The organism is Bacillus sp. JJ1532 (assembly GCF_036965085.1).
Lineage (GTDB): Bacteria > Bacillota > Bacilli > Bacillales > Cytobacillaceae > Cytobacillus.
The window spans coordinates 55222-69775 of the sequence record NZ_JBALOW010000007.1; the positions used below are offsets into that span (position 1 = coordinate 55222).

Sequence of the window (14554 nt, forward strand, 5' to 3'; positions counted from 1 at the left end):
CATCAGGTTTTCTATCAAGATATCGACAGTCTTCTTCAATTTTCTGCATGATTTGTAATATTTACTATGCTTAAGGATATCCAAAAAGGCTTCTCATTATTAAATAAAATAAACCCTCTTAAACGAAGCCAAGCAGGATAGAAATAGTGAAATTGTCCATATTATTAGGAAAAGAAAGGCAACATTCCATCTGGGTGTGGCTAAAATTAGGGGCAGTCTTTTTTTATACAAAAAAAGGGAATTGAATGTACAGAGGGTGTGTAGAGTTGAATGTGTTTTATGGCTTATTGTGGATTCTGGCATTGGTTAAATGGGGTGATATGAAGAATTGGAAGAAGTATTATCCGACCATATTATTTTATGCTTTAGGTGACTTTCTTTATCTTTATCTATTATCAGACTTTTATCCAATGTGGAAATATGTTCCTCAGGGTTTGGATAAATATTTCGGCTTAACCAGTACCCATATAACTTTAGCCGCAATTTTAATTAAATATCCAGCCACGATCCTTATTTACCTATCTAAATTCCCAGATAGAAATAAGATAAAACAATTCCTATATGTGATAGGCTGGGTGTTGATTTATTTTATAAATGAATTAATCGATGTTAAGCTTAACCAGTTTACATACTTTAATGGCTGGAATTTATATTGGTCAACCATGTTCACTATTGTTATGTTTTTAATACTTAGAATCCATCATACCCGTCCACTATTGGCGTGGTTCTTTTCATTTCTTTTTATTTTCCTTCTATGGCAAGTATTTGATGTTCCTAGTAAAGTGTTTAGGTAAACAAAGCTCCTCAAGCAATGTTTAATACATAAAATGATTTTGACTCAATAGGTAGTTTAGAGCCCGTACAAAAATTATTTCGTAAGTTTAGAAAATTAATCAGCTTCATATATTTCTTCTCATGGTATTATTGTTTTTAGTCAGGAGGAGAAAGAAGATGAAACGATATATTGGGGATGGAATGCTGCTCTTTACAGCGATTGTCTGGGGCAGCGGGTTTGTTGTAACTGCGATTGCACTAGAATATTTAACAGCTTATCAGGTGATGGCAGGCAGATTTGTGATCGCAACCCTCATTCTAATGATCTTATTTGGATATAAATTCAAAGGGTTTACGAAGTCTATCATATGGAAAGGCGTCCTTTTAGGAACTTTTTTATTTATCGGCTTTGCCTTGCAAACGGTTGGTTTAGAATATACCACCCCATCCAAAAATGCCTTTTTAACAGCCGTTAATGTTGTCATAGTTCCAATTATTGCTTATCTCTTATATAAACGCAGAATTGATCGTTATGAAATGGTCGGCTCTTGTATAGCCATCGTTGGTATTGGATTTTTGTCATTGCAAGGTACTATGACCATTAATATTGGTGATGCATTATCTCTCGCATGTGCAGTTGCATTTGCTTTTGATATATTTTATACGAATCTTTTTGTTCAAAAGGAAGATGCTATATCACTAACGATTGTACAGTTCATAACAGCATCTTTATTAAGTGTTGTGGCAGTGTTCATTCATGGGGATATACCGACAACGCTAGAAAATGAAGCTATATATTCAATTGTGTATTTAGCGATATTCTCAACAACGATTGCTTACCTTTTTCAAAATATCGCCCATCAATATACTACGGCGACAAAGGCGGCTATTATTCTATCGACTGAATCCTTTTTCGGAATGGTCTTATCGGTTATCTTTTTACATGAAATACTGACAGGCCGTATGATCATCGGTGCTGTGTTAATCATGCTCGCTATATTATTTGCTGAAGTGAAGCCAGTGTTCCGTAAAAAGCGGGCTTTGGTAAAATAACCTGTTATTCAGAATAGGATTAAGAGCTGTATACCTACTGCTCAATAAAATAATTTTATAATACACTTTAAAGAGAAGAGCGTGTTTCTATATGACATGCTCTTTTTATTATTTTACAAATAAATGGAACGATTCTGTTTAAGTCAATGTCTAATAGGTAGGACGTCTAATTAAAACTGAGCGCGCTGTTGTCATATTGATAATGAAACAAAAAGGAGGGAAATTGTGTCCATTTTTAAATCATTCTCTAGCCATTCCTTTGAAAAATTAATTAAGCATGAGCAGGAAAAACTTTATAAAGTTGCCTATTCATATGTAAAAAATGAACAGGATGCCCTTGATATTGTGCAGGAAGCCATTATTAAGGGATATAAATCCTTTCATAAATTGCAGGATATTCATTATTTTTCAACATGGATGACTAGGATACTAATAAATACGGCAATTGATTTTATTAGAAAATCTAAGGATGTTATTTTGCTTGAACCAGACTGGGTTGAAACTGGTCTAAATGAGGAGAATGCTGCCATTATGGCGATGGATATTGAACAAGTTTTTGAGATGCTAAAGCCACAGCAAAAAACATTGTTGCTTCTTCGCTTTTACTACGGATATTCTATTTCGGATATTTCAGAAATACTGGATAAACCAGAAGGAACCATCAAGTCTCAATTACATAGGACACTTTATCAGGTAAAAGGAATGCTTGAAAAAGGAGGAGTCACGTATGGAGAAGCTTCAAGAAGATATTAGGAAGATGGTAAATAATATGCCTGTGCCATCAGATCAGCTAAACAAAACAGTCCAAGAAGCTTTAATAATGGGGAGAAGCGGTAAAAAACAGTCATTTTTAAGAAGCCAGAGGATACTAGCTAGTATTGCCTCCGTTCTCATTATAGCTATTGGAGGTATATTATTAAATTCATTCATGACAGGAACTTCAACTGGCCAACATGCGGAAAACATTTTATATAACAACGGGGATGAAGGATTAAAACTGATGGTTAAGGAGGGGAAAGTAAAAAAACTATCATTAGCAGCGGAAGATCAAAATATAAAGGTCATGCTGGAAGAGGCGTATTTGGACAATCATCAATTAGCCATATCCTACCACGTAGAGTTTAGTGATCAAATGAGGAAGAAATATGATACATCTGACATTGAATTAGAACTATTCGTGAATGACCGTTCAGATGGGAATTCTTATTTTAGCGGAATGAATACGAAGGATCTGATAGAAAAGGGAGATATTTTAAAGTTTTATAATTCGAAGGAATTCCCTATCACTTCAGAGCTTGAAATTCGTATTAAAAAGATTAACGATGTAGAGGGAGATTGGTCCTTTGCATTCACCTTGCAGAAAGATAGTGAATACATTGAAAAGACTAGTCCAATTGTAAAAGAGGATGAGCTTGGAAATTCATTTGCTGTCAAAGAGGTTCAACTAACTCCATCCTTTTTGCTTTTGAACACTAAAATAGAAATGAAGCTGCAGGAAGCGATGCCCGACAACAGTTATCTTGATTTGTCATTGGTTGCGATTGGACCTGACGGGGTTATGTATCTAGAAAAGGCGGTTAGAAGCACAAGCAGCAATAAAAATGCTTATGACCAAATTGTTTCAGAAAGAATCTTAAACGAGAAAGTTGAAGTGCCTAGAAGTATTAATGTCCATTCTTATAAAATTGTTCCCTATATCTCAACGTATAAAGGAAAAGAGATACCATCCAGCAATGGAAAAGCCTATATGTGGGATAGTGTTACAGCACCGTTTATGAAGGGAGCCATTTTAAACTTAGATTCAAAAATAAAAGTATTAAACATCATAGAGAATACCGCAGGGACCGTTGTCCATTATGAGATGGACCCATTACAGCCTGTTTTCCCGAGAATCATAAATCAAAAGACCGATCAACTGTACGAAGCTATTAGCTTTAAACAACTGCCTAACCATATAGAAGTAACCTATCCAAATGTTAGTCAAGAAGAACCACTTGAATTCAATATGATTGATTCTGCTTATAAAGTATTTTCAGATTTAGAAATTAATATTGATTTAAAAGAATAAACCTTGTTTGATAAAATAACAAAAATCAACTTGTCTGACAGTTGACAATTATATGAAAAAGATGGTAATCTTCAAGAACACTAAACAATTTAGCGAAGGAGGTAAGGACAATGAGAATGATTAAAGTGAGCTTCAAGATGAAAAATTTCATACATTGTCCACGCCTATTCTCTGTGTAATTGTGAATTCCTGAAGCATAGAAGGGTATGGAGGAACTTCTATACCTTTTTGGAGATGCATGCTCTTTTTAGGGTATGCATCTTTTTTGTTGGAATTTTTTAGTGACCTATTAAAGAGGAGTAGATGACAATGAGAAGCAAACAAAAAAGACTGATTTTCAGAAAGGAATCTCTAGATAGTGGGTAGCCATGTTCATAACCTGAAAGAGAAAGAGGGTTTGATCGATGTTTGATGTTTTAGGGAAGTTAAGTTGGTTTTTCGGTAAGTATTGGAGACAATATACAATTGCCGTTATCTTATTAATTATTGCTAGTGTCCTTGAGGTGGTGCCGCCATATTTACTTGGCTCCATTATTGATATTTTGACTGCTGGTGATATGACAAAAGCAATATTGGGACAATATATTCTCATATTCATTGCGATTATTATTGGTGGCTATTTCTTGAACTTTTTTTGGCAGTACCGCTTATTTGAAGGGGCGATTAATCTCGAAAGAGTTATGCGCCGTAAGTTAATGCTGCAATTTCTTAAAATGACGCCAACCTTTTATGAAAAAAACCGTACAGGCGACTTGATGGCGCGTGCGACAAATGATTTAAATTCCGTGGCGCAAACGGCTGGCTTCGGGATAATGACACTCATTGATTCTACTCTATATTTAGGTGCTATTATTTTGGCAATGGGTTTCATGATTTCATGGAAATTAACACTCTTCGCCATGCTGCCAGTGCCGATTATGGCGGTGCTCATTCAGTATTTTGGGAAGCTTGTTCATGAACGATATATGAAAGCACAGGATGCATTTGGGGAACTGAATGATAATGTCCTAGAATCTGTTGCTGGAGTGCGTGTCATTCGTGCCTACGTGCAGGAGACAAAAGATGAAGTCTACTTTGCCGACAAGAGTGAAGAAGTATACGAAAAAAATATGCATACGGCGAAAATAAACGCATTATTTGGTCCAATCACGAAAATTGGAACAGGTATTAGCTATGTTGTGGCACTCGGCTATGGCGCGGTTCTTGTTTCAAATGGAGAAATGACAGTCGGCCAGCTCGTCACATTTAACGTTTATTTAGGTCTCGCGGTTTGGCCGATTTTCGCGATTGGCGAGCTAATCAATGTGATGCAGCAGGGGAATGCTTCACTTGATCGTGTACAGGAGACGCTTAACTATGAGGCGGATGTTCAAGACACGAAGGTACCGATAGCTGTTGCGGCTCCAAGTGCCATTGGCTTTGATGACCTCATGTTTCAATATCCAACGAGCCAGGTGAAAAACTTACAGAAAATCTCGTTGTCTCTTAAAAAGGGAGAAACGCTTGGAATTGTGGGAAAAACAGGGGCGGGTAAAACAACATTCCTAAGACAATTACTGCGTGAATATCCACTTGATGAAGGGCAATTACAAATTGGCGGAATCGACATCGCGTCCCAAACAAAAGATCAGATTCTTGATTGGATCGGGTATGTCCCGCAGGATCATGTCTTATTTTCACGGACGATTCGGGAAAATATTTTATTTGGGAAAGAGGATGCAACAGAGGCTGATTTGGAAAAGGCCATTCACCTTGCATACTTTAAAAAAGACTTAGAAAACCTGCCAAGCGGGCTTGAAACATTAGTTGGCGAAAAAGGGGTTTCCTTATCTGGCGGACAGAAGCAGCGTGTGTCCATTGCGCGTGCGCTCATTAAAGATCCTGAAATCTTAATCCTTGATGATTCTCTGTCAGCAGTCGATGCTAAAACAGAAGCTAGTATTATTAAAAACATTCAAAATGAACGAAATGGCAAGACTACCATTATTACAACACATCGTCTATCCAGCGTGCAGCATGCAGATCAGATTATTGTACTAGAAGAAGGGCAAATTATTGAGCAGGGAACACATGAAGAGCTTCTTGGACAAAATGGCTGGTATAAGGAACAATTTGACCGTCAACAGCTAGAAGGAGGCGGGGCATGAGTACGAGTAAACGATTAACGAAATATGCGATGCTTTTTAAGCGGACCATTTTCATCGGGTTATTTTTCTTATCGGTTGCGGTCTTTGCTGATCTTGCGGGCCCGTTCATCGCTAAGAAAATTATCGATGAGCATATGACAATGGGAATTATAGAAATAAAGCCAATTGCCTGGCTGCTTTGCTTATATCTTAGTTTAGCGATCGCCACAGCGATATTACGCTATTTTATGTATATTTATTTGCAAATGGGCGCAAACCGGGTTGTCCAAAAATTGCGCAAGGATGTGTTTGGGCATATACAAACATTGCCAATACAGTATTTTGACAACCTGCCAGCTGGGAAAATTGTCGCACGTGTCACAAATGATACAGAGGCAGTAAGAAATTTATATGTGCAAGTACTTTCTAATTTCGCGACCAGCTTTATTTCAATTGCAGGTGTCTATATTGCGTTGTTTATCTTAAATTGGAAAATGGCGATGATTGCTTTAATCATGATTCCATTTATTTATATGTGGATGATTTTGTACAGAAAATATGCGAAGCAATACAATGGTGTTATTCGGACGAAGATTGCTGACATTAATGCGATGATTAATGAATCCATTCAAGGGATGACGATTATTCAAGCTTTTCGCCGTGAGCAGCAAATGACGAAGGAATTCGATGAAATGAATGAAGAGCATTATGCTTATCAGCGAAAATTATTGTTTTTGGATTCAGCAACATCCTTTAACCTAGTGAATGTCATACGGCTTATCATGTTTACCATTTTCATTGTATATTTTGGCACCAGATCCATTACGGCAGCAGAAATGGTGTCTGCGGGAACTTTATATGCATTCGTTGATTATTTAACGAGATTATTTAACCCTATTACAAATGTGGTGAATCAGTTTTCGCAGCTAGAACGTTCGCTTGTTGCAGGAAATCGGGTCTTTGAAGTTTTGGATATAAAGGGTGAAAAAGTATCTCAGGAAATGATGCCAAGATATGAAGGGCATGTCGTATTCGAGGATGTGACATTTGCTTATAAAGATCAAGATTACGTGCTGAAGGAATTATCTTTTGAAGCGAAGCGCGGCGAAACGGTGGCACTTGTAGGTCATACAGGATCTGGAAAAAGCTCAATAATGAACTTGCTGTTCCGCTTCTATGATCCGTCAAAAGGGAAGATTTATATCGATGGTGTAGACATAACAGCTGTACCTAGACAGACCATCCGTGAACATATGGGTATTGTATTACAGGATCCATATTTATTCACAGGAACAATTGCTTCAAACGTGAGCTTGAATGATCCAAAAATCACACGGAAAAAAGTAGAAGAAGCCTTGAAAGCAGTTGGTGCCGAACGTGTACTAGGTCATTTGGAAAAAGGGATTGATGAGCCTGTTATTGAAAAAGGCAGCACCCTTTCCTCTGGACAGCGTCAGCTCATTTCCTTTGCACGGGCCCTCGCATTTGACCCTGCGATTTTAATATTGGATGAAGCTACATCGAATATCGATACAGAAACAGAAGAAATTATCCAACATGCAATGGATGTTCTGAAAAAAGGACGAACAACATTTATTATTGCACACCGTCTTTCAACTATTAAAAATGCTGATCGGATTCTTGTGTTAGAACGAGGCGTAATTAAAGAACAAGGCACCCACGATGAACTGCTTGCACAGGGCGGCATCTATGACCAAATGTATCAAATGCAGGCTAAGTCACTGCATAATAAAGTGAGTGTTGGCTGGGTTCCGTTAAGGTAGAAAAAACATTAAATGCGCTTTAACGCAAAAAATTAACGCTCAACCTTGAGCGTTAATTTTAATAATGAGGTCAATAAATTCGTTATTTTCATTTAATGAGCCTAATTTAAGAGCTATGCGGACACAGTGTGCGCTATTTACGAAAAACCACGAGGTAATTACTGCTTTTTTACAATATAAAGGTACCTGTGTCCGTAAACATAAGGAATTAACCCATTTTGTACAAATAAAGGAACTGGTGTCCGCCGATTGGGGTGAAGATACATGGGGAAGAAGGCAATCATAATTGGTGCCGGTATTGGTGGATTATGTTCAGCAATTTCATTACAAAAAGTAGGCTGGCACGTAAAGATATTTGATAAGGCGAGCGAGTTGTCGGAAGCCGGAGCGGGTATTGTTTTAGCCCCCAATGCTTTGAATGTACTAGAGCAATTAGAAATAGTTAAAGAGGTTCGTTCGTTAGGAGCTCCCGTGGGAAAAGCGGAAATACGTAATTGGGACGGGAAGCTTTTACTTAATTTGCCCACTCATGAGCAAGCAAAGCGATATGGAACGTACAGTTATCTTATTCATCGAGCGATGCTGCAATCTATTCTGCTTAAAGGTCTGCTTATAGGCACAAATGTATTGCTTAACAAAAAGTTGCTAGAAATTAAACAAAGTGATGAAAAAGTGACGGCCATATTTGCCGATGGTACTGAAGAAGAAGGAGACTTACTTATAGGGGCGGACGGAATTCACTCTACTGTTCGAGCTCAGCTTTTTGGCTTTGAAAAACCTCGATATTCAGGATATACAGCTCTGAGGGGGATTTGCAGCTTCGAGGATGAACGATATTTATTCGAACAGGGCGGAGGGTTTGAAGCATGGGGATCAGGAAAAAGGTTTGGGTTCTCTCAAATTGGAGAAGGGCGAGTATTTTGGTTCGCAGCTATCAATTCTCCTCAAGAGATCCAGATCCCAATAGGAGAAAGGAAGCAAGTTGCCCTAAGGCATTTTCGAGGATGGTATAAGCCGGTTGAAGCAGTAATAGAAGCAACGGAGGAGTCAGAAATCCTTCATCACGATATTTTTGATCAAAAGCCACTTTCATGTTGGAGTAAAGGACGAGTGACTCTCCTTGGAGATGCTGCTCATCCTATGCTGCCAAATCTTGGCCAAGGTGGTGCTCAAGCGATGGAGGATGCGATTGTATTGGCGCGTTGTCTTGAGAAAAATGCAGGTATTTCAAATGCATTAATAGATTACGAACAAAAACGGGTAACTCGAACCTCAAAAGTCGTCCATCATTCAAGACGAATGGGAAGGCTCATGCAGTTGGAAAATCCGTTGATAATCAGCATTCGCAATAAAATGCTTAAAGCCATACCACCTAGACATTTTTTGGAGCGCCTGAATTGGGTCGTTGGGTATAAAGTTTAAAAAACAAACACTGTAATAAAATAAAATGACCTCTAGAAATTATATTTTCTATGAGATCATTTTTAATTTGAAATGTTTTTTTATCGTGCACTGAATTTACGAGGGACTTCTCAAGATTGTATGATACATTATTTACTGCGTGAATGAACCTTCTCTCCTTGAACCCACACTTCTCGAATGTTTTCTGGTCGAGTCAGGTACATGATTTTCTGGAAGACATCCATAAGATCTTCATTCGCATCGAAAATCGGTAATTTTGCCGACGGTAATGAGGTATCGATGATTTGCGCATCCCAAGAATAATTTTCTGCTAGGCGGCCAATTGGTAAGCTTAAGCTTTCTCCGCCTCCAGCAGTTGCCAGATAAAATGCTTCATTAATAGTGATGCGTGAGTTCGGCACACCTCGTTTTTCAGCCGGAAGCTTCGTATTCACACCATCCTCTAACATTCTAGATGACATCACAGCTTGTCTGGCATTATCGAAAAGACTAGGTGAGAAACCGCCTGAAATGTCGGAGCCTAAACCAATATCAACGCCCTTTGAATGCAAATGAGCAATAGGAATGACACTATTGGCAAAATAAGCATTTGAGATTGGACAATGGCCGATAGCCGTGCCTGTTTCTGCGAATAAATCAGCATCATTATCATCTAGGAAGTTACAATGCGCCATAACAGACTTTTCACGCAGCAGACCAAAGTCGTGTAAGGCAAACGCATCGTTCTTATTATAACGTTCCTTCACATAACCATGCTCCCAATCACTTTCGCTGCAGTGAGATTGAACATAGGTATCATATTTTTCTGCTAATTCCCCTAAGCCTTTCAAAGCCTCATCTGTGCAGCTAGGAATAAAGCGCGGTGTTACAACTGGATAAACACCCTGTTTTGTTGATTTTGCTAATTCCTTGACTGCTAAAATAAATTCCTCTGTATCAGCTAGGGCGGTCTTCGTATCAGCATCACGGTAATATTCAGGATTTTGTTCAGGGTCATCCATGACTACTTTCCCAACTAAACCGCGCTGTCCTTTTTCAGCACATATTTTTGCTAATAAGAAACTGGCTTCTTTATGAACAGTGGCAAAATAAAGTGCAGTTGTTGTCCCGTTTGCTAGTAGGGTACTGACCACATCCTGGTACACTTCATTTGCAAAATCTAAATCTGCAAATTTGGATTCAACCGGGAAGGTATAAGTGTTAAGCCAATCATAAAGTGGAATGTCTAAAGCTGTTCCAGACTGTGCCCATTGCGGAGCGTGAACATGCAAATCAACGAAACCAGGCAAGAAATACTGACCGTCAGCTAAGCAAAGGAAGTTCTCTTTGCCTTGATACTCATCCAGTAAGGATTGATAATCGCCATCTTCCGGAGAAGCCATTTTTTCAATCATTCCGTCTGAATTAATACAGAAAAGATAGTCTTTTAGAATTTGGACTTCTTTAGATGACTGGCTGGAAAAAGCAGTTCCTTTGAAAACCTGCAAATATTTATTCATTCATATACATCCTATTGTTTAGATTTAATATTCGATTATTATAAGGGATATCATTTGTAAAGTCTAATTCGCATTTATGATGAAACTAAGGCGTTTTATAAAACGTATGAAGAAGTATCATGAGTATTAGCTTTTATTCTATATGTTAGGGGGGAGTATGATAAATTCATGGAAACGGCCAAAATTAAAGATTCCGAAGACAGCGGGCGAATGGGTTTGGGATGTTGTTGGATATTTATGCTATTTGGGTTCGATTATTCTACTTATTTCCATTTGGAGTGAGCTTCCGGAAAAAGTGCCTGCCCACTTTAATGGTCTTGGTGAAATAGACCGTTGGGGATCAAAATGGGAACTGTTTTTGTTACCTATTATAGGTGTATTCATTATCGTTTTGATGCAGGTTTTGGAGCGATTTCCAGAATCTCATAATTATCCGGAACGATTGAATGAATCCAATGCAGAACAGTTTTACCTGCAAAGCCGAAAAATTGTGAATCAAATAAAAAACATTTGCCTTGTGCTCTTTGCCATCATCTTATTCGAATCAATTTCAATAGCGATTGGCTGGGGAAGCGGAGGATTTGGGAAATGGATTTTACCGATAACGCTATTCGGGATAGGTATTCCCATTGTGATGGGGATTATGAGGATGAGAAAGATTAAATAACAGTTTGGAAAGTAGGTATTTACATGTTAAACAAACCAAAAAAATTACAGCCCGGAGATCTTGTAGCAACAATCAGCCCTTCATGGGGAGGGGCAGGAGATCCCGAGCTTAAATGGCGCTATGAGCAGGGTGTGAAAAGATTAGAGGAAGTGTTTGGTTTAAAGGTAGTTCCTATGCCTAATAGTTTAAAAGGTTCAGATTATTTATACCATCATCCGCAGGCACGTGCAGAAGATTTAATGACTGCTTTTAAGGATAAGAACATTAAAGGGATATTCGCGAATATTGGCGGGGAAGACAGCATTCGCCTTCTTCCTTACATAGACTTTGATGTGATTAAGGAGAATCCAAAGATTTTTGTTGGTTATTCAGATGTGACGATTTCACATTTGATCTGCCATAAGGCGGGGGTTTCCTCCTATTACGGTCCTGCGATATTAACGGACTTTGCTGAGAATGTAGAAATGGATCCATATACCATTGAAATGGTCAAACGAATCCTCTTTTCAAATGAAGTAATTGGAAACATTCAGCCAGCGGAAAATTGGACTAGTGAGCGTTTGGAGTGGTTGGAATCAAATAAAAACAAGCGGCGGAAAATGCAGCCGAATTCTGGTTATGAAGTCCTGCAGGGGACAGGTGTGGTACAGGGGCGTCTAATTGGCGGCTGTATGGAAGTATTGGAGTTTGCGAAAGGAACTGCCATTTGGCCGGATCAGAAATATTGGGATAATAGTATTCTATTTTTCGAAACATCAGAGGATAAGCCAAAACCAGATTTGGTAAGGTACTGGCTGCGTAACTACGCAGCACAAGGCATTTTGCAAAGGGCAAATGGAATTATTTTTGGGAAGCCACAAGATGAAACATATTACGAGGAATATAAAGTTGAGATTCTTAAGGTCATGAAAGAAACTAAATTAGAGCATATGCCGATTCTCTACAACATGAATTTTGGGCATACAGAACCAAAGTTTATTTTGCCTTATGGTGCGATGGCGGAGATTCATTGTGAGATGGGGACTTTTGCTATTTTGGATAGTGGAGCAGAGTAAAAAGATAAATGACCTCCTTGAGATTCATTCATTCTCAAGGGGGTTATTTTTTTATCAAAAAGCGGGACAAGGGACTAGACATGTCCTATATACCCTTAGTATAGAAAATCTATTCGGGAGTAAGAAATGATAAGGCTAGGTGAAGTCTTTCAGGATTATTCCCATGTTTGTGTGAGAATCCACTAGCTTGCTTTTTTGTCCGTTAAAAATGAAAAAGAAGATTATACAGAAAAATATAACTTGCTCTATTATTCTATAAAATTTATAATTATCTTAACACGCAGACTTTTCGATATATTACCCCGATTAAGAAACAAAAAAGTTAGTATAGATTAAAAATAGAATGGGGTTATAGAAGAGTGATGGTGGAACATTCATAAGGGGGTCATACAGTGAATAAGAAGAATTTAATCTTTTTTAGCATGCTGCTAGTTCTCAGTATGTTTTTAGCAGCTTGCGGCGGTGACAAGAAAACAACCACCACAGAAACACCAAAAAACAACGAAAATGGTGGAGAAAAGCAAGAAGAAAAGGCTGAAGTACCGCAGAATTTAAGAATAAATATTAATACGGAACCACCTTCTTTACATCCTGCTTTAGCGAAGGACACGACTTCTGGTGCAGTATTGAATCAAACATTCGAAGGTTTAACACGTATTAACCAAGAAGGAAAGCCTGTAGAAGCGGCAGCAGAAAAAATTGAAGTTTCAGAAGACCAAAAGGTTTATACTTTTACTATCCGTGATGCACAGTGGACAAATGGTGATCCTGTAACAGCAAATGACTTTGAATATGCTTGGAAATGGGCGCTAGACCCGAATAACCAATCTGAATATGCATACCAGCTTTATTATGTTAAAGGTGCAGAAGCTGCAAATACTGCTGGCGGATCACTAGATGAAGTTGGTGTTAAAGCATTAGATGAGAAAACGCTTGAAGTCACATTGGAAAATCCGACTCCATATTTCACAGAGCTAACAGCGTTTTATACTTATTATCCAATTAATAGCAAAGTAGCTGAAGCTAACCCAAATTGGGCTAACGATGCTGGTGAAAACTATACATCTAACGGACCTTTCGTTATGACTGAATGGGCTCATAGTGATAAAATCATCCTGAAAAAGAATGAAAATTATTGGGATGCCGGCGCTGGAAAATTAGAAACAATCGAAATGATCATGGTTAATGATCCTAATACGGAATTATCTATGTTTGATAATGGGGAGCTTGACTGGGCGGGATCGCCTACAGGTAATCTGCCTACAGATGCCATGCAGGCTCTAAAAGATCAAGGGCGTTTAACGACTCAAGCTATTGCTGGTGTATACAACTACAAGTTCAATACAACAGTTGAACCATTTAATAATGTAAATATCCGTAAAGCATTTACTCATGCAATCAACCGTCAAGAAATCATTGACAACATTACTCAAGGTGAACAGCTTCCAGCGATGGCGATTGTACCTCCATCCATGTTCCCTGAAAACGAAAAGGGTTACTTCCCGGACAATGATGTTGAAAAAGCAAAAGAGTTTTTACAAAAAGGCTTAGAAGAGCTTGGATACAAAGATGCTTCTGAGCTACCAGCTATAACGCTTTCTTACAATACATCTGAAGCACATCAAAAGATTGCACAGGCGGTCCAAGATATGTGGAAACAAAATCTAGGTGTTGAAGTTACACTTGATAATGCAGAGTGGGCAGTATACTTAGATAAATTACATTCACTTGATTTCCAAGTTGGACGTTTAGGCTGGTTAGGTGACTTTAACGATGCGATCAATTTCTTAGAAATGTATCGTGATGCAGATGGCGGTAATAATAATACTGGTTGGGAAAATAAAGAATTCCAAGATTTACTTGCTAAATCTGCTCTTGAAGGCGATCCTGCGAAACGTCAACAATTATTAAAAGATGCAGAAGCAGTCTTTATGGAAGAAATGGCAGTCGCACCTATCTACTTCTACACTCAAAACTGGGTACAAGTTGAAAACTTAAAAGGTGTTCATATTTCGGGACTTGGTGATGTTCAATACAAGTGGGCTTATTTTGAATAAGTTTGTTTAATCGAAAAAGGATTACTTTGTCAAAAATATTTGGCGAAGT

Annotated in this window: 11 protein-coding genes; 10 read left to right on the forward strand and 1 reads right to left on the reverse strand. The window is 38.2% G+C overall.

Annotation, left to right across the window (positions count from 1 at the left end; all coding sequences use genetic code 11):
• Positions 1 to 272: 272 nt before the first annotated feature.
• The 7 genes from V7122_RS03560 (at position 273) to V7122_RS03590 (ending at position 9227) form a co-directional block, all read left to right on the forward strand.
• On the forward strand, positions 273 to 794 hold the full coding sequence (locus V7122_RS03560; protein ID WP_335353889.1) for a CBO0543 family protein: 522 nt from the start codon (positions 273 to 275) through the stop codon (positions 792 to 794).
• 157 nt (positions 795 to 951) lie between these two features.
• Entirely contained in the window at positions 952 to 1827 is an 876-nt protein-coding gene (locus tag V7122_RS03565) for a DMT family transporter (RefSeq protein ID WP_335344954.1), read from the forward strand.
• 225 nt (positions 1828 to 2052) lie between these two features.
• Positions 2053 to 2580, forward strand: coding sequence for a sigma-70 family RNA polymerase sigma factor (locus tag V7122_RS03570; RefSeq protein WP_335344953.1), 528 nt, complete (start codon positions 2053 to 2055; stop codon positions 2578 to 2580).
• Positions 2555 to 3895: a DUF4179 domain-containing protein gene (locus V7122_RS03575; protein WP_335525828.1), complete on the forward strand. Its 1341-nt coding sequence runs from the start codon at positions 2555 to 2557 to the stop codon at positions 3893 to 3895. The genes V7122_RS03570 and V7122_RS03575 overlap by 26 nt, the downstream gene beginning before the upstream one ends.
• A gap of 404 nt (positions 3896 to 4299) precedes the next feature.
• The gene (locus V7122_RS03580; RefSeq protein ID WP_335344950.1) at positions 4300 to 6042 is read left to right on the forward strand and encodes an ABC transporter ATP-binding protein; all 1743 of its coding nucleotides are present in this window, start codon (positions 4300 to 4302) and stop codon (positions 6040 to 6042) included.
• Positions 6039 to 7805, forward strand: a complete 1767-nt coding sequence (locus V7122_RS03585; RefSeq protein ID WP_335525829.1) for an ABC transporter ATP-binding protein — start codon at positions 6039 to 6041, stop codon at positions 7803 to 7805. Before V7122_RS03580 ends, V7122_RS03585 begins: the two co-directional genes overlap by 4 nt.
• A 264-nt stretch (positions 7806 to 8069) precedes the next feature.
• A complete protein-coding gene (locus V7122_RS03590) occupies positions 8070 to 9227 on the forward strand; it encodes an FAD-dependent monooxygenase (RefSeq protein ID WP_335353862.1) in 1158 nt (385 codons plus the stop codon).
• Positions 9228 to 9355: 128 nt separating this feature from the next.
• Here the strand turns inward: V7122_RS03590 and guaD are convergent, their stop codons facing one another.
• The gene (gene guaD, locus V7122_RS03595) at positions 9356 to 10726 is read right to left on the reverse strand and encodes a guanine deaminase (protein ID WP_335344947.1); all 1371 of its coding nucleotides are present in this window, start codon (positions 10724 to 10726) and stop codon (positions 9356 to 9358) included.
• Positions 10727 to 10883: 157 nt separating this feature from the next.
• On the opposite strand from guaD, the gene V7122_RS03600 reads away from it, so the two are divergent.
• From V7122_RS03600 to V7122_RS03610, 3 genes are all read left to right on the forward strand, one after another.
• Positions 10884 to 11393: a DUF1648 domain-containing protein gene (locus tag V7122_RS03600; RefSeq protein ID WP_335344946.1), complete on the forward strand. Its 510-nt coding sequence runs from the start codon at positions 10884 to 10886 to the stop codon at positions 11391 to 11393.
• A 23-nt stretch (positions 11394 to 11416) separates the two neighbouring features.
• Entirely contained in the window at positions 11417 to 12448 is a 1032-nt protein-coding gene (locus V7122_RS03605) for a S66 family peptidase (RefSeq protein WP_335344945.1), read from the forward strand.
• A gap of 392 nt (positions 12449 to 12840) precedes the next feature.
• On the forward strand, positions 12841 to 14505 hold the full coding sequence (locus V7122_RS03610; RefSeq protein ID WP_335525830.1) for a peptide ABC transporter substrate-binding protein: 1665 nt from the start codon (positions 12841 to 12843) through the stop codon (positions 14503 to 14505).
• The last annotated feature ends 49 nt before the right edge of the window (positions 14506 to 14554 follow it).